The sequence below is a fragment of the Frigoribacterium sp. Leaf164 genome (assembly GCF_001423665.1).
GTDB classification, from domain to species: Bacteria; Actinomycetota; Actinomycetes; order Actinomycetales; family Microbacteriaceae; genus Frigoribacterium; species Frigoribacterium endophyticum.
Genome location: NZ_LMOX01000001.1, coordinates 851,263 through 866,559, shown reverse-complemented (window position 1 = coordinate 866,559; position 15,297 = coordinate 851,263). Strand labels below are relative to the sequence as shown.

Annotated in this window: 16 protein-coding genes; 3 read left to right on the top strand and 13 right to left on the bottom strand. The window is 73.0% G+C overall.

Annotated elements, in window-relative coordinates:
- Positions 1-26: 26 nt before the first annotated feature.
- The 8 genes from dprA to ASF82_RS03865 all read right to left on the bottom strand — a co-directional run bounded on the left by dprA (position 27) and on the right by ASF82_RS03865 (position 6,290).
- Complete coding sequence (gene dprA, locus ASF82_RS03900; RefSeq protein WP_235491152.1) at positions 27-1,310, bottom strand: DNA-processing protein DprA; 1,284 nt, start codon at positions 1,308-1,310, stop codon at positions 27-29.
- Positions 1,307-2,836, bottom strand: a complete 1,530-nt coding sequence (locus ASF82_RS03895; RefSeq protein ID WP_056053608.1) for a YifB family Mg chelatase-like AAA ATPase — start codon at positions 2,834-2,836, stop codon at positions 1,307-1,309. Before ASF82_RS03895 ends, dprA begins: the two co-directional genes overlap by 4 nt.
- Positions 2,833-3,195, bottom strand: coding sequence for a YraN family protein (locus tag ASF82_RS03890; RefSeq protein WP_056053606.1), 363 nt, complete (start codon positions 3,193-3,195; stop codon positions 2,833-2,835). Before ASF82_RS03890 ends, ASF82_RS03895 begins: the two co-directional genes overlap by 4 nt.
- Before the next feature lie 104 nt (positions 3,196-3,299).
- Positions 3,300-3,623, bottom strand: a complete 324-nt coding sequence (locus ASF82_RS03885) for a DUF2469 domain-containing protein (protein WP_056053603.1) — start codon at positions 3,621-3,623, stop codon at positions 3,300-3,302.
- Between the two features lie 121 nt (positions 3,624-3,744).
- Complete coding sequence (locus ASF82_RS03880) at positions 3,745-4,380, bottom strand: ribonuclease HII (RefSeq protein WP_056053600.1); 636 nt, start codon at positions 4,378-4,380, stop codon at positions 3,745-3,747.
- The gene (gene lepB, locus ASF82_RS03875) at positions 4,380-5,138 is read right to left on the bottom strand and encodes a signal peptidase I (RefSeq protein ID WP_056053598.1); all 759 of its coding nucleotides are present in this window, start codon (positions 5,136-5,138) and stop codon (positions 4,380-4,382) included. Before lepB ends, ASF82_RS03880 begins: the two co-directional genes overlap by 1 nt.
- 65 nt (positions 5,139-5,203) lie before the next feature.
- Complete coding sequence (gene rplS / locus ASF82_RS03870) at positions 5,204-5,551, bottom strand: 50S ribosomal protein L19 (protein WP_056053596.1); 348 nt, start codon at positions 5,549-5,551, stop codon at positions 5,204-5,206.
- A gap of 169 nt (positions 5,552-5,720) precedes the next feature.
- The gene (locus tag ASF82_RS03865) at positions 5,721-6,290 is read right to left on the bottom strand and encodes a hypothetical protein (RefSeq protein WP_056053593.1); all 570 of its coding nucleotides are present in this window, start codon (positions 6,288-6,290) and stop codon (positions 5,721-5,723) included.
- 38 nt (positions 6,291-6,328) lie between these two features.
- Between ASF82_RS03865 and map the strand changes: the two genes are divergently transcribed.
- A complete protein-coding gene (gene map / locus ASF82_RS03860; protein WP_056053590.1) occupies positions 6,329-7,099 on the top strand; it encodes a type I methionyl aminopeptidase in 771 nt (256 codons plus the stop codon).
- Positions 7,100-7,109: 10 nt separating this feature from the next.
- Here the strand turns inward: map and trmD are convergent, their stop codons facing one another.
- Genes trmD through rpsP form a run of 4 tightly spaced genes read right to left on the bottom strand, consistent with a single transcriptional unit; the run spans position 7,110 to position 9,127 of the window.
- Entirely contained in the window at positions 7,110-7,805 is a 696-nt protein-coding gene (gene trmD / locus ASF82_RS03855) for a tRNA (guanosine(37)-N1)-methyltransferase TrmD (protein WP_056053588.1), read from the bottom strand.
- Positions 7,806-7,807: 2 nt separating this feature from the next.
- Positions 7,808-8,467, bottom strand: coding sequence for a ribosome maturation factor RimM (rimM, locus tag ASF82_RS03850; protein WP_082514291.1), 660 nt, complete (start codon positions 8,465-8,467; stop codon positions 7,808-7,810).
- Between the two features lie 3 nt (positions 8,468-8,470).
- Entirely contained in the window at positions 8,471-8,707 is a 237-nt protein-coding gene (locus ASF82_RS03845; protein ID WP_056053586.1) for an RNA-binding protein, read from the bottom strand.
- A gap of 3 nt (positions 8,708-8,710) precedes the next feature.
- On the bottom strand, positions 8,711-9,127 hold the full coding sequence (gene rpsP, locus ASF82_RS03840; RefSeq protein WP_056053584.1) for a 30S ribosomal protein S16: 417 nt from the start codon (positions 9,125-9,127) through the stop codon (positions 8,711-8,713).
- A 276-nt stretch (positions 9,128-9,403) separates the two neighbouring features.
- Between rpsP and ASF82_RS03835 the strand changes: the two genes are divergently transcribed.
- Both ASF82_RS03835 and ASF82_RS03830 read left to right on the top strand, forming a co-directional pair.
- Positions 9,404-10,546 carry a glutamate--cysteine ligase gene (locus tag ASF82_RS03835; protein WP_056053578.1) on the top strand — a complete coding sequence of 381 codons (1,143 nt, stop codon included), beginning with the start codon at positions 9,404-9,406 and terminating at the stop codon, positions 10,544-10,546.
- Between the two features lie 102 nt (positions 10,547-10,648).
- Complete coding sequence (locus ASF82_RS03830) at positions 10,649-13,582, top strand: binary toxin-like calcium binding domain-containing protein (protein WP_082514290.1); 2,934 nt, start codon at positions 10,649-10,651, stop codon at positions 13,580-13,582.
- 75 nt (positions 13,583-13,657) lie between these two features.
- Here ASF82_RS03830 and ffh read toward each other — a convergent pair whose 3' ends face one another.
- A complete protein-coding gene (gene ffh, locus ASF82_RS03825) occupies positions 13,658-15,226 on the bottom strand; it encodes a signal recognition particle protein (protein ID WP_056053572.1) in 1,569 nt (522 codons plus the stop codon).
- Positions 15,227-15,297: the final 71 nt, after the last annotated feature.

Below are 15,297 nucleotides of genomic sequence, written 5' to 3'. Positions count from 1 at the left end.
CGTCTCGTCGTCGTCACGGCGACAGGCTACCCACGCGCGCGGCCCCTCCTCCGCCACCCCGCGGGCCCGGCGACGACCAGGCCGTCGACCTCCATCTCGGCGAGGAGCCCCCGCACCGTGTCGGCGCCGAGCCCCGAGGCCGCCGCGACCTCGTCGGTCGTGCGCTCGACGCGGGGGCTGAGGGCGTCCTGGACGCGGACGACGCGGGGGTCGACGACCTCCGGGGCCGCACCCGCGCCTCCTGCGCCGTGACCTGTCGACACGCCACGCCCGATCGGGCCCACGAGCTCGAGGACGTCGTCGACGCCCGTGACGCAGGTGGCGAGCCCCGAGCGGATCAACGCGTGGCAGCCCGCCGACGACGGCGACGAGACGGGGCCGGGCACGGCGCCGACCGGGCGCCCGAGCACCTGCGCGTGGCCGGCGGTGTTCAGCGAGCCCGAGCGGCGGCCGGCCTCGACGACCACGGTCGCCGCCGTGAGGCAGGCGATGAGCCTGTTGCGCTGCAGGAACCGCCAGCGGGACGGCGTCGTGCCGCACGGCGCCTCCGCGACGAGGAGCCCCGTGCGCACGACCCGGCGGAGGAGCTCGTCGTGCCCGGCGGGGTAGAAGCGGTCGGCCCCGCCGGCCATCACCGCCACCGTCGGGGCCTCGGCCGCGAGGGCCGCCCGGTGGGCCGAGCCGTCGATGCCGTACGCCCCGCCGGAGACGACGGTCAGCCCCCGGTCGGAGAGGCCGCTGCCGAGGTCGGCGGCGACCGTCTCGCCGTACGACGTCGCCGCCCGCGCCCCCACCACGGCGACCGACGCGGCCGGGGCGGGCAGCTCGCCGGCGCCGCGGAGCCAGAGGACGGCGGGCGCGTGGTCGCCCAGCTCGTCGAGCTCGGCGGGCCAGCCGGGGTCGCCCGGCACGAGCAGGCGGATGTCGAGGGCCTCCGCGGCGCGCAGCGACGCCTCGGCGCGCCACCGCTGGAGACGCGGGGCCCAGCGTCGCAGGGCCGCGTCGACCGAGAACCATCCGAGGTCGTCGCCCGCCGGGGAGTCGCGGAGCGCGGTCTCGAGACCGCGCCCGGCCCCGCCGCCGCCCCGCTCCACGACGGACTCGACGGCGAGCCGGAGGGCGACCGCCGGCCCCAGGCCCCGGCGGGCGAGGCCCGCGACGACGTCGCCCGGCTCCGCGATGCCCGACCAGGCGGCTCGGGCGAAGACGTCGAGGCCCGCCTCGTCGGAGTCGCCCCCGGGCACCCAGGCCCGAGCGGGCCGGACGAGCCGCGCGAGGTCGTCGCCGGTGGCGTCGAGCAGCGCCCTCACAGCGACCTCCGCAGCCCGAGGGCCCGGGCGACCTGGCCCCGGCCGGGCCGGCCGACCCCGTCGAGGTCGGCGAGGGTCCAGGCCAGGCGGAGCACCCGGTCGTAGCCCCGCATGGTGAGGGCCCCGGTCTCGAGCGCCCGGTCGATCGGCGCCGAGTCGGCGACGGCCAGCCGGCGGCCGGCGCCCCGGAGCCAGGCGCCCGGCACCTCCGAGCTCAGGCGCCACGGCGTGCCGGCCAGCCGGTGCCGGGCCCTCGCCCGCGCCTCCTCGACCACCTCCCTCGCCTGGGCGGTGGTGAGCACGTCCGTGGTCTCGGCGAGCCGGAACTGCGCCGAGCTGATCCGTGCCACGCGCAGCTGCACGTCGATGCGGTCGACCAGCGGGCCGGAGAGCTTCGCGAGGTAGCGCCGGCGCTGGTGGGGCGAGCAGGTGCACTCCCCCTCCCGCGAGCCCCACTGGCCGCACGGGCAGGGGTTCGCGGCGGCCACGAGCTGGAACCGGGCCGGGAAGCGCGCGACCGCCCGTGACCGGTGCACCACGGTCTCGCCCGACTCCAGCGGCTGGCGGAGGCAGTCGAGCACGGTCTGCGCGAACTCGGGCGCCTCGTCGAGGAAGAGCACGCCGCGGCTGGCCCGCGACGCCGCCCCCGGGCGCAGCACCCCGCTGCCGCCGCCGACGAGCGCGGCCGCGCTGCAGGTGTGGTGCGGGCTCTCGAACGGCGGTCGTCGCTCGAGCTCGCTGCCGACCGGCAGCCCCGAGAGCGACCGGATCGAGCTGACCTCGAGGGCGGCCTCGAGGTCGAGGTCGGGCAGCAGGCCGGGTAGACGCGCGGCGAGCATGCTCTTGCCGGCCCCGGGCGGCCCGACCATCAGCAGGTGGTGCCCGCCGGCGGCCGCCGTGACGAGAGCCTGCACGGCGTCGGAGTTGCCGATGACGTCGGCGAGCTCGGGGACGGCCCCCGCGGGGGCGGCCACCGTCGACCGGTGGAGCGGCTCGGCCGGCTCGGGAGCGAGGTCGGCGCCGTGCCAGATCGCCGCGTCGCGGAGCCCGACCACGGCGACGACGCGGACGTCGGGCACGAGCGACGCCTCGTCGGCGTTGTCGGCCGGCACCATGACGATCTCGGCGCCCGCCCGGCGTGCCGCGACGACGGCCGGCAGGACCCCGTCGACGGGCCGCAGCCTGCCGTCGAGCCCGAGCTCGCCGACGTGCACGACCCGGGCGACGGACTCGGCCTCGACGAGGTCGGCCGCCGCGAGGGCCGCCACCGCGATCGCCAGGTCGAACGACGACCCGTGCTTCGGCAGCGAGGCCGGCGACAGGTTGACCGTGAGCTTGCGGGAGGGCAGCGGGCACCCGGCGTTCGAGGCCGCCGCCCGCACGCGGTCGCGGGCCTCCCCCAGCGACGCGTCGGGGAGCCCGATGATCATGAAGGCCGGCAGCCCCTGGCCGAGGTCGGCCTCGACCTCGACGACGGCACCGTCGAGCCCGAGGAGCGAGACCGCGCGCGTGCGCCCCATGCTCACGAGCCGGCCCCGCGCACGTGCTCGATGCGCTCGTGCCCGCGGCACCGCTCGACCGTGATGCCGACGACGTCGATGCGGACGCCGTGGCCCACCCCCGGGTGCTCCTGGCACCACGCCCCCGCCAGCCGCCGCAGCCGGGCGAGCTTCTGCGGCGTCACCGCCTCGAGGGCCGTGCCCCAGCCCGTGCCCGACCGGGTCTTGACCTCCACGACGACCACCTCGTCGCCGTCGAGCGCGACCAGGTCGATCTCGCCCTCACGGCACCGCCAGTTGCGGTCGACCACCCGCAGCCCCTGTGCCTCGCACCACTCGGCGGCCACGTCTTCGCCGCGCCGCCCCAGTTCGTCCTTCTCCGCCATGTCGACCTCCTGCGAGGAGACTGGCGGAGGCGCGGGGCCAGCCCACGGCCGCAGGTCACGTCGTGGGGACGACGAGCACCCAGCCCGGGCTGGGGAGGGACGCGCTACTCGTCGAGCGCGAGTTCCTTCGGCAGCTCGAGGTCGCGGGTGGTGAGCTCCTCGACGTTGACGTCCTTGAAGGTGAGCACGCGGACGGACTTCACGAAACGGTCGGAGCGGTAGACGTCCCACACCCAGACGTCGCTCATCGTCAGCTCGAAGTAGAAGTCGTGCTCCGTGTCGCGCCGCACGAGCTCCACCTCGTTCGCGAGGTAGAAGCGCCGCTCCGTCTCGACCACGTAGCGGAACTGCGACACCACGTCGCGGTACTCGCGGTACAACGCGAGCTCGACCTCTCGGTCGTAGTCTTCGAACTCGTCCTCGTCCATCGAGGGACCATCCTACGCGGCCGCGCCCGCGCCTCCCGCACGCCCTGGACGGCACGAGCAGCGGCGCCGAGGGGGCCGTCGCCGTGGATGCGGCCCCGCGCGGGCACGGCGACCCGACGGCTCAGTGCAGCCAGGTCAGGCGGTGCAGCGGCGACGGACCGAGCTCGGTCAGCGCCGCGTAGTGCGCGGTCGACCCGTAGCCCTTGTTGCCCGCCCAGCCGTAGCCGGGGTGCTCGTCGTCGGCGGCGATCATCATCCGGTCGCGGTGCACCTTGGCGATCACCGAGGCCGCGGCGACGGAGGCGCAGTCGCGGTCGGCCTTCACCCGGGTGGTGATGCGCGGCGGCGTGGAGAGCGCCGGCGTCAGGTAGTCGTGGTTGCCGTCGAGCACGACGACCGAGCTCATGATGCCGACGCCGGCCTCGTGCAGCGCCGTGAGCGCCCGCCGCCCGGCGAGGCCGAGGGCCGCGACGATGCCGATCTCGTCGACCTCTCGGGCGTCGGCCAGGCCGACGGCGTGCGCCTGGACCCACGACGTCGCCGTCGGGTACAGGGCCTCGCGGCGCTTCTCGCTCAGCAGCTTCGAGTCACGGAGCCCCACGGGCATCTCGCCGCACTCGAGGTGCACCGCGCCGAGGCCGACGGCGACGGGCCCGGCGATGGCGCCCCGACCGACCTCGTCGCAGCCGATCACCCAGGTGGCTCCGGCCGCGTGCAGCTCGCGCTCGAGGTCGAGCGTAGGGTCGACGACCGCCATCACTCGCCCTCGCGCTCCGTGCCGCGGAAGACGGCCGGGTAGTCGTCGAGCCACGTCCAGCGGGCGGCGGGCCAGCTGATGACGAAGGCGCGGCCGACGACGTCGCTCATCGGCACGAAGCCCTGGCTGGGGGTGTCGCCGTTGTAGCGGCTGTCCTTCGAGTTGTAGCGGTTGTCGCCCATCACCCAGAGCGAGTCGGCGGGCACCGTGACCGAGAAGTCGTCGCCGGAGACGCGGTCGACGCCCGGGGGCAGGGTGACGTAGGGCTCGTCGAGCGGGACGCCGTTGACCGACATCTGGCCGAAGTCGTTGCAGCACGACACCGTGTCGCCGGGCAGTCCGATGACGCGCTTGATGAGGTGGTCGTTGCTGTCCTGCGTGCCGAGCCCGACCAGCGTGAGGAACCACGAGACGCCGTCGCCGAGGGGGTTGCCGGAGGCGGTGGTGACGGGGGCCGTGCCCTCCAGCCACCCGCCGGGGTCGGTGAAGACCACGACGTCGCCGCGCTTGACGTCGACCACGTCGGGCACGAGCTCGTTGACGATGATGCGGTCGTTGATCTGCAGCGTGTTCTCCATCGACCCCGAGGGGATGTAGAACGAGCGGATCAGGAACGTCTTGATCATGAAGGAGATCAGCAGCGCCGCCAGGAAGATGACCAGGACGTCACGGAGGAACGTCAGGGTGCCGCGCTTCTTCTGGTCGTCACCGCGACCGGGGCGGCGCAGGAGGCGCCGCGAGGATGTGTCGTCTGTCATTTAACCGCCTGAGCTCCCCGCCATCGTATAGGGCGGGGAGCTCAGGGAAGGACGTGCGGACCGGGTCAGTGGTCGCGCTTCTCCTTGATCTTGGCCTTCTTGCCGCGCAGCTCGCGCAGGTAGTAGAGCTTCGCGCGACGCACGGCGCCGCGGCTGACGACCTCGATGTGGTCGATGACGGGCGAGTGCACGGGGAACGTGCGCTCGACGCCGACCTGGAAGCTGACCTTGCGGACGGTGAACGTCTCGCGGACGCCCTCGTTCTGCTTGCCGATGACGACACCCTGGAAGACCTGGACGCGCGAACGCGTGCCTTCGATGATGTTCACGTGCACCTTGACGGTGTCGCCGGCGCGGAAGTCGGGGATGTCGGTGCGCAGCGTGGCTGCGTCGACGGCGTCGAGGATGTGCATGGTGGTTCGCTCTCTGCAACCGCCACAGGTCGACTGCTGCTCGTGGGTGCGGGGCACCCGAGGTGATGAAAGAGGTCGTGCACTGACGAGAGCAGACTCCCCTGTGGCAGAGTCGTGCGCAGGCACAAGCGTCAAGTGTGCCACAGGTCGACTCCGGGCCGCCACCGCGTCAGGAGCGCGGCGTGATGGTGATCACCGGGGCGTCGTCGGAGGCCGGGCCCCCACGAGGAGGCGTCGGCCCCGCGGCGCCGGACGCGAGGCGGTCGAGGTCGGCCAGCGACGCGGCCACCCGGCCCCGCGCCTCCCGCACGAACTGCCGGACCGCGGCGACCGCCAGGCCCAGCCCGCCCAGGATCGTCAGGACGGCGGAGACGGCGAACAGCGCCGTCGACAGGTCGACCCGGCCGTCGCCGGCGAGCTGCGTGAACGCCGAGGCCGGCCGCGACCCGGCCACGGAGTCGACGAGGAAGAAGCCGAGGGCCAGCTGGGCCAGCCAGGTCAGGAGCAGGAGTCCGGCGTCGAGCCACGAGACCGCGCGCGCCCGGCGCACGCTCCGTCGTGCCACCACGACGCCGACGGCGGCCGCCTGCGCGACGAACAGGAGGGGCACGAGGACGATCTGGCCGAGCACCTGCGCCCCGAGGGGCACCCCGAAGGCCGCACGGCCGAGCAGGACCCACAGGGGCAGCACCACGACGGCGGGCCAGAGGAGGCGGTAGAGGACTCGACGCAGCACCATGCGGTCGAGGCTAGGGAACGACGGTGGAGAATGGCTGCATGATCGAGCTGCGCACCCCCGACGAGATCGACCGCATGCGACCCGCGGGAGCGTTCGTCGCCTCCGTCCTCGAGGCGACCCGTGCGGCCGCGGCGCCCGGCGTCGACCTGCTGGACCTCGACGCCCTCGCCCACGACATGATCCGCGAGCGCGGCGCCGAGAGCAGCTACCTCGACTACCACCCGTCGTTCGGCGCCAGCCCCTTCGGCAAGGTGATCTGCACCTCCGTCAACGACGCGGCGCTGCACGGCCTGCCGCACCGGTACCGCCTGCGGAAGGGCGACCTGCTCAGCCTCGACTTCGCCTGCGCCGTCGACGGCTGGGTCGCCGACTCCGCGGTCTCGTTCGTCGTCGGCGCCGAGCCGACCCCGGACGACCGCCGCCTCATCGAGACCTGCGAGCGAGCGCTCGAGGCCGGGATCGCGGCCGCGCAGCCGGGCGGCAAGCTCGGCGACGTCTCGGCCGCGATCGGCGACGTCGCCCGCGGTGCCGGGTTCTCCGTCAACCTGCAGTTCGGCGGCCACGGCGTCGGCACGACCATGCACGGCGACCCGCACGTGCCGAACGACGGCCGCGCCGGGCGGGGCTGGCCCCTCCGGCCGGGCCTCGTGATCGCGATCGAGCCGTGGCTGATGCTCGGCACGGACGAGATCGTCACCGACGCCGACGGCTGGACGCTGCGGAGCGCCGACGGCTCGCGGGCCGCGCACGCGGAGCACACGGTCGCCGTGACGGCCGAGGGCCCGCTCGTGCTGACCGCCCGCGGCTGAGCGGGGCGCGCTACTCGCCGAGCAGGTCGGGGCGGACGCGCCGGGTGCGGGCGACCTGCTGCTCGTGGCGCCAGGTCGCGATGGCGCCGTGGTTGCCGCTGAGGAGCACCGGGGGCACGTCGTGGCCCCGCCAGCTCGCGGGCTTCGTGTAGCTGGGGTACTCGAGGAGGCCGCCCTCGTGGCTCTCCTCCGTCAGGCTCTCGGGGTTGCCCACGACGCCCGGCACGAGGCGACCGATCGCCTCGACCATCGCCGTCACGGCGACCTCGCCGCCGTTGAGCACGTAGTCACCGAGGCTGATCTCGCGGACGGTCACGCGCTCGGCGGCGTGCTCGACCACGCGCTGGTCGATGCCCTCGTAGCGCCCGCAGACGAACACGAGGTGCGGGGCGACGGCCAGCTCGCGGGCGAGGGCCTGCGTGAAGGGCGTGCCCGCCGGCGAGGGCACGATCAGCGTGGTGGTCTCGGGGCTCGCCTCGTCGCCCAGCACGTGGTCGAGGGCCTCGCCCCAGGGCTCGGGCCGCATCACCATGCCGGCACCGCCGCCGTACGGGGTGTCGTCGACGGTGCGGTGCCGGTCGTGGGTGAAGTCGCGCAGGTCGTGCACGGCGACGTCGAGCAGGCCCTGCTGACGGGCCTTGCCGAGCAGGGAGATGTCGAGCACCCCGAAGAACTCCGGGAAGATCGACACGATGTCGATGCGCATCGTCAGCTGCCGTCGTCGGCGCGGTCGGCCTCGGGGGCCTCGCCCACGGCGTCGTCAGGGCTCTCACCCTCGACGTCGCCGGTGTCGACGGACGCGGCGGACTCGTCGTCGGAGCTGTCGTCGACGAGCTCCTCGAAGAGACCCGCCGGCGGGGTGACGGTGATGACGCCCGCCTCGATGTCGACGCTCGGCACGATCGCCGTCACGAACGGCACCAGCACCTCGCCCGCGGGCGTCGCCACGGCGAGCAAGTCCTGGGCGGGGAGGTGGTCGACGCGCGAGACGGTCCCGACCTCGACGCCGTCACGCTCGACCCGGAGGCCGACGAGCTGGTGGTGGTACCAGGCGTCGTCCTCGTCGGGGAGCTCGTCCAGGTCTTGGTCGACCCAGAGGATCGCCTTGACCAGGGACTCGGCGGCGGTACGGTCGTCGACGCCCTCGAAGAAGCCGACGGGGTGGCCGTTGTACCAGCGGAGCTCGGTGAGCGTGATGCTCCGGCCGTGCCACTCACTGGTCTCGGGCACCTGCAGGGTGAAGGAGGAGCCGGGGGTGAAGCGCTGCTCGGGAGTGTCGGTGAAGAGCTCGAGCTTGAGCGCGCCCTTCAGGCCGTGCGCCTTGGTCAGGCGCCCGACCCGGAGCTGGGTCTTGTCGTTCGTGCTCACGGCCTAGAGGTCGCCGTCGACGACGTCGACCCGCACGCGCTTGCCGTCGGCCAGGGCCGTGACCAGGGTGCGGAGTGCCTTCGCCGTCCGACCGGCGCGACCGATGACGCGGCCCAGGTCGTCAGCGTGGACGTGCACCTCGAGGACGTCGCCCCGAGGAGAGGTCTTCTCCACGACCTGCACCTCGTCCGGGTGATCGACGATCCCCCGGACGAGGTGCTCGAGTGCAGGTGCGAGCACTGACTACGCCTCGGTGGTCTCGGCGTCGTCGGCGGCGGGAGCCTCGGCGGGCTCGGCCTTGGCGGGCTTCTCCGACTTGGGGACGAGGACCGGCTTCTTCTTCTCGTCGGCGACGAAGGCCTCCTTGGGGGCCTTGGTCTTGACGGTGCTGACGGCGTCGGCGTCGCCCTTGAACTTGCCCCAGTCGCCCGTGAGCTTCAGCAGCGCGGCGACCTGCTCGGTCGGCTGCGCGCCGACGCTGAGCCAGTACTGCGCACGCTCCGACTCGACCTCGATGAACGAGGGCTCCTCGGTGGGGTGGTACTTGCCGATCTCCTCGATGACACGACCGTCGCGCTTGGTGCGCGCGTCGGCGACGACGATGCGGTAGTACGGTGCACGGATCTTGCCCATGCGCTTGAGACGGATCTTGACAGCCACAATTCTCCTGTTGATGTGATGTGGGCGAGTTGCTAGCCGTGAGCGTGGGGGCACACTCGGCTCGGAAGCTCTATGAGGTCTCGGCGGCCACCTGATTAGAGGGTCGGGCGACCGGAGACTCGACCCACCATTGTTGCAGACGAACGACCGGTTCCACCAATCTCTCGCGAACCCGCCGCCGTGTCGTCGGGCGGGGGCCGCGACACGGACGGTCACGCGACTCCCCCGGCTGTCAGGATGGGTCGGCGCGCACGCGCCGAGCGGGAGGCAGCACCCATGCAGATCGACTTCACCAGCTCAGAGCGGTCGACCCTCGGCGTCGAGTGGGAGCTGGCCCTCGTCGACCACGAGAGCGGCGAACTGGCCCCTCGCGCTCCGCAGATCCTCGCCGACCTGGCCCACCTCAACGAGGACGGCGACCGTCTGACGAACGAGCTCCTGACCAACACCGTCGAGGTCGTCACCGGGGTGCACCACCGGGTCGCCGGGGCCGTCGACGACCTCCGGGCCACCATCGACCAGGTCCGTGGCCCGGCGGCCGCGCTCGGCGCCGACCTCATCTGCGCCGGCACGCACCCGTACAGCCGGTACGTCGACCAGGAGGTCACCCCCGACAAGGAGCGGTACGCCACGCTGATCGACCGCACCCGCTGGTGGGGCCGCCAGATGATGATCTGGGGCGTCCACGTCCACGTCGGGATCGACTCGCGCGACAAGGTGCTCCCGATCATGAACGGCATGCTCACCTACCTGCCGCACTTCCAGGCCCTGACCGCCTCCAGCCCGTTCTGGGTGGGCGAGGAGACGGGCTACGCCTCGAACCGCGCCCTGATGTTCCAGCAGCTGCCCACGGCCGGCCTGCCGCCCCAGTTCGAGACCTGGTCGGAGTACGAGGCCATGGTCGCGGACCTGACCCTCACGGGCGTGATCGACGACCACAGCGAACTGCGTTGGGACCTACGCCCCTCGCCGAGGTGGGGGACGCTCGAGAGCCGGGTCTTCGACGGCATCGCGACCACCGACGAGGTCGCCGCCGTGACCGCCCTCGTCCAGTGCCTGGTGGACGACATGTCCGACCGCCTGGACCGCGGCGAGACGCTGCCCTCGATGCAGCCCTGGTTCGTCCGCGAGAACAAGTGGCGCGCGGCCCGCTACGGCATGGACGCGATCGTCATCCAGAACGCCGCGGGCGACGAGCGCCTCGTGACCGACGACCTGCGAGACCTGGTGACGACCCTCGAGCCCGCCGCCGATCGCCTGGGCTGCCTCGACGAGCTGCACTCGCTCGCGTCGATCACCGACCGGGGCGCCAGCTACCAGCGCCAACTGGCCGTGGCCGCGGCCCACGGCGGCGATCTCCGTCCGGTCGTCGCGTCGCTGGTCCGCGAGTTCGACGAGGGGCTCTCCGCGGACCTGTGAGACCGTGCCGCCGGCACGAGAACGGCACGGACAGGCAGGAGGCTCGACGTAACACGGCGTAACAGTCGGGCACGGCCCGCCCCGCTGCCATTCGATGCACCGATGAGACATCCGATATTCCTCACGTCCATCCCACCGCTCGTGGCGGCGGTCCTGGGCGTCGCGCTCGTCGCCGACGCCCTGACCCCGCCCCCGCAGGCCGCGTCGGCCTCGACGCTCGACGGCCCGCCGCCGCCGGCCGGTGACAGCGGCGTCCCCGCCGACGAGCCGTTCGCAGGGACGGCGCCGCTCGTCACGGCGCTCGGGGGCGGCGACTCCGCCGAGACGGTCTCCGTCTCATGGCGGTCGCCGGCCCGCGTCCCCGCCGGTGCCACGACGATCACCCTCGACGCGGCGGTCACGACCGAGCTGGCCGGCCCCCGCTCGTTCGCGGTCCTCCGCGACGGCGTGGGCCCCGACGTCGCCTCCCCCGACCGGACCGCCGACGAGATCGTGACCGTCGAGACGACCCCGGACCGTCCGACGACCGTGCGCCTCTCGGTCGAGGCTCCTCCCGAGGGGACCGCGATCACGCTGGGCTGGTCGAGCGACGCCGGATCGCCGTGGCAGCCCGTCGCCGAGGCCGACCTCTCGACCCCGGTCGTCTCGAGCCCCGGTGCCCGTGCCGGTCTGGCGTGCGGCGCCGCGCTGCCCGGCGACCGTGACCACGACCTCGTCCCCGACGACCTCGAGCGCGGCGGCTACGCCCTCGTCGACTCCTCGCTCGTCCCCTGGCGGGACGACCTCGCCGCTCGCGGCCACACGAAGTACCTCTCGGACCCGAACCACTGCCGCTCGGCCCGCGACCCCTACACCGATCTCGAGAAGGTGTCGGCCATGATGCCGGGCGGCACCCGCACCGAGGCCCGCGACCCGCTCGTCGCCGCCGCGCCCGCCGTCGGCGTCGATCTCGAGAAGCTCGTCGTGACCCTGAACGACACGACCAGCGAGTCGACGACCCGGACGCGCAGCCTCTCGACGACGAACTCGTGGAGCAGGACCCTCGGCGGCAAGGTCGGCGTCGAGAGCGGAGCCTCGGCCGGGCCGGAGGGCCTGAGCGGCGAGACGAAGGTGTCACAGGAGTTCAACTTCTCGTGGACCCGGTCACACAGCGTGACGGAGGGCACCTCGACGTCGTGGCAGGAGCTCGTCACCCGGAGCGCGTCGAAGGCCGCTTCGCTGAACGGCAACGTCCGTTACCACAACGCCGGCAGCGCACCCGTCTTCGATGCGCACCCGACGACCAGCTGGGTGCTGGAGGGGCAGCAGACCATGGCCAGCTTCCGAGCCGGCCCGAACTTCCGGGCGGACGCCCTGGGCGCCGGAGAGAGCTACCCGGCCCGGGGCTCGGCGGCGCTCTCGGTCGAGACCATCAACGACGCCGGCACCGTCGACCTCACTGCGACCGCAGACGAGCTGGAGCAGCTGGGTCGGAGCGGCGAGGTGTCGCTCGACACGCCCCAGACGTCCGGCACCTTCGGCCGCGTGGTCTCGGGGCGCCTCGATCCGGCGGCCGGCCAGTGGGGCCCCGTGCTCACCGGCATCCGCGAGTCCACGGCGACCCTGGTGCTGGACGCCGGGATCGACACGGCCCAGCGCCACGTCGTGGCACCGGACCTCCGCGACCCGGACGACTCGACCCCGCGGCTGACGATCGGGGAGGCCATCGACCGGGCCTTCGCCGTCGAGCGGATCGACGGGCATCGCTGGTACCGCAGCCCCGACCTCGCCTCCCCGACGAACCGGGCTCCGCTCCTGCTCGACGAGCGGGCGGTCCTCCTCACCATGGACGAGGCCACGGGCGCGGCCGTCCGCGACCAGCAGCGCGACGGGAGGTCGGTCTACGACGTCGAGCTGCGCCGCGGCATGCAGATCGGCATCAAGTCGGCGGATCAGCACTCCGACTTCGACGACGGCGACTTCTCGGGGTGGACGGGCCACGCGTCGACGCCGGGGACGGTGCGCCCGGCCGGCGCCGGCGAGATCTCGTGGACGAAGGAGGGCCTCACCCCGGGCCACCGCTACCGTGTCTCGTTCCGCTCGAAGAACGCGCCCTCGGGCTCGAGCTCGACCATGTGGCTCGACGACCCCACGCACCAGGTGCCCCTGGACCGAGCCCCGACTCCCCCTGGCTGGACGAGCCGGCCGACGTTCGTGGAGTTCACGGCAGCCACGACGACGGTGAGGCTGCACGGACGCGCCGAGATCGACGACCTGTCCTTCTTCAGCCTCGGCGCGAGCCGTCGAGCGGACATCAGCTGGGTGAGCCGGATGGGGGACGACCTGGCGATCCCGGACACGACGACGCCGCTCACGACGCAGGTCGACGTCCTCAGCCGAGGCGGCGCCCAGGCGCTGGACCTGCTCGTCGGGCGCTCCGGGCGTGCGATCGACCTGTCGACCTCCGTCGTGGAGGTCACGGGACCCGCTCTGGGTGCCTGGAGCACGGGCCCGACGTACAAGGCACGGGGGCACGTCAACCTCCCGGTCGTGGCGCGGGGCACCTCGACCGTCACGGTGTACTCCCCCCGGCAGGGCTCGACGGCCGCGTGCGACTACTGCCTCGAGCCGATCGCGTCCCTCACCGTCGACGTCGGCGCCTCGAAGCCCGCGACGGTGGCCTTCCACTACCGGGAGGGCGCCTCGAAGCACATGTGCACCGTCCGGTTCCGCGCTCTCGAGACGCCCGGGTTCCGGGGAGAGGTGGCCGAGTCCGTCGACTTCAGGTCGAACAGCCACTCGTGCAAGAACGACGACGCCTACTACGTGTCGTTCACGAACATGCCGATCGGGACGGAGCTCAGCGTCTTCGACTCACCGGACGGTTCTCGCAACGACGACTTCTTCATCTGGGAGACGACCGTGCCGACGTCCGGCCTGCTCTGGACGGACGCCCGGGAGCGCCCCGCCGGCGTCACGGTGCAGGAACAGAGCTACCGCAACGGCCTCGTGGGCAAGGTGTCACGCTTCGAGCTGCACTACCCGGGCACCTGGTGAACGCCCGGTGACGCCGCGGGCCCGCGGCGGGACCGCGGGCCCGAGGCGTCAGCCGAGACGGACGGCGCGACCGGGTCAGCCCCGGCCGAGGAACTTCTGCAGCGAGGCCATCTCCTCCGCCGACGGGGCGCCATCGCCGGCGGGGGCACCGCCGAGGCCGAAGCCGGACCCGCTGGCCGGCGCCGCGCCTCCCGGCTTGGTGCCCGTGGCGAGGGCCGCGTTCTGGGCCGCGCGCTTGGCGGGGTTGCCGGCCTTCGAGCCCTTCTTCTTGGCGGCGGGGCGCTTGCCGCCGTAGGAGGCCCCGGGGATCGGGCCCATGCCGGGCACCTGGGGAACCCCGCCCTTGGCCACGGTCTTCATCATCTTGGAGGCCTGCTCGAAGCGCTGGACGAGCTGGTTCACGTCGGTGACCGTCATGCCCGAGCCCCGCGCGATGCGGAGTCGGCGCGACCCGTTGAGGAGCTTCGGCAGGGCGCGCTCCTGCGGCGTCATCGACTGGATGATCGCCTCGGTGCGGACGATCTCGCGCTCGTCGAAGTTCTCGAGCTGCTCGCGCATGCCCTTGGCGCCCGGCAGCATGCCGAGCATGCCCTTGATCGACCCCATCTTGCGCAGCTGCTGCATCTGCTTGAGGAAGTCGTCGAGCGTGAAGTTGTCGGTCGCGATCTTCTCCGCGACGGCACGGGCCTCGGCCTCGTCGAACGCGCCCTGCGCCTGCTCGATGAGCGAGAGGATGTCGCCGAGGTCGAGGATGCGGCTCGCCATGCGGTCGGGGTGGAAGGGCTCGAAGGCGTCGAGGGTCTCGCCCGTCGACGCGAACATGATGGGGCGACCCGTCACCGAGGCCACGCTGAGCGCGGCGCCGCCGCGCGCGTCGCCGTCGAGCTTCGACAGGACGACGCCGGTGAAGTCGACGCCCGCCTGGAAGGCCTTCGCGGTGGCCACCGCGTCTTGGCCGATCATCGCGTCGATGACGAAGAGCACCTCGTCGGGGTCGACCGCCTTGCGGATGTTCGCGGCCTGCTTCATCATCTCGGCGTCGACGCCGAGGCGGCCGGCGGTGTCGATGATGACGGTGTCGTAGACCTTGTCGCGGGCGAACTTCATGGCCTGCTTGGCGACCTTGACGGGGTCGCCGACGCCGTTGCCCGGCTCGGGGGCGAACACGGCCGCGCCGGCCTGCTCGCCGACGACCTGCAGCTGCTGCACGGCGTTGGGGCGCTGGAGGTCACAGGCCACGAGCAGCGGCGTGTGGCCGTCCTTCGCGAGCCACTTCGCGAGCTTGCCGGCGAGGGTCGTCTTGCCGGCGCCCTGGAGGCCGGCGAGCATGATCACGGTCGGCGGGTTCTTCGCGAACTCGAGTCGACGCTGGCGACCGCCGAGGATCTCGATCAGCTCTTCGTTGACGATCTGGACGACCTGCTGGGCCGGGTTGAGGGCCTTGCTGACCTCGTCGCCGAGCGCCCGGTCGCGCACCGTGTTCGTGAACGCCTTGACGACGTCGAACGCGACGTCGGCGTCGAGCAGAGCACGACGGATCTCGCGGACGGTGCCGTCGACGTCGGCGGGGCTGAGCTTGCCCTTGTTGCGGAGGTTCTTGAACGTGTCCGCGAGGCGGTCAGAGAGGGTTCCGAATGTGGCCATGGTGTCGCCATCTTAACCGACGACGGGCCGCGGGTCGCCCCCGTGGGCCGACCCGCGCCTCCCCCGGGGCC

Bases quoted from the DNA above. Each gene is read 5' to 3' on its own strand.
- ASF82_RS03830 (WP_082514290.1), top strand. From the start codon at position 10,649: ATGAGACATCCGATATTCCTCACGTCCATCCCACCGCTCGTGGCGGCG.
- ASF82_RS03835 (WP_056053578.1), top strand. From the start codon at position 9,404: ATGCAGATCGACTTCACCAGCTCAGAGCGGTCGACCCTCGGCGTCGAG.
- rplS (WP_056053596.1), bottom strand. From the start codon at position 5,551: ATGCACATCCTCGACGCCGTCGACGCAGCCACGCTGCGCACCGACATC.
- trmD (WP_056053588.1), bottom strand. From the start codon at position 7,805: ATGCGCATCGACATCGTGTCGATCTTCCCGGAGTTCTTCGGGGTGCTC.
- ASF82_RS03885 (WP_056053603.1), bottom strand. From the start codon at position 3,623: ATGGACGAGGACGAGTTCGAAGACTACGACCGAGAGGTCGAGCTCGCG.
- ASF82_RS03865 (WP_056053593.1), bottom strand. From the start codon at position 6,290: ATGGTGCTGCGTCGAGTCCTCTACCGCCTCCTCTGGCCCGCCGTCGTG.
- ffh (WP_056053572.1), bottom strand. From the start codon at position 15,226: ATGGCCACATTCGGAACCCTCTCTGACCGCCTCGCGGACACGTTCAAG.
- lepB (WP_056053598.1), bottom strand. From the start codon at position 5,138: ATGACAGACGACACATCCTCGCGGCGCCTCCTGCGCCGCCCCGGTCGC.
- ASF82_RS03880 (WP_056053600.1), bottom strand. From the start codon at position 4,380: ATGGCGGTCGTCGACCCTACGCTCGACCTCGAGCGCGAGCTGCACGCG.
- ASF82_RS03890 (WP_056053606.1), bottom strand. From the start codon at position 3,195: ATGGCGGAGAAGGACGAACTGGGGCGGCGCGGCGAAGACGTGGCCGCC.
- map (WP_056053590.1), top strand. From the start codon at position 6,329: ATGATCGAGCTGCGCACCCCCGACGAGATCGACCGCATGCGACCCGCG.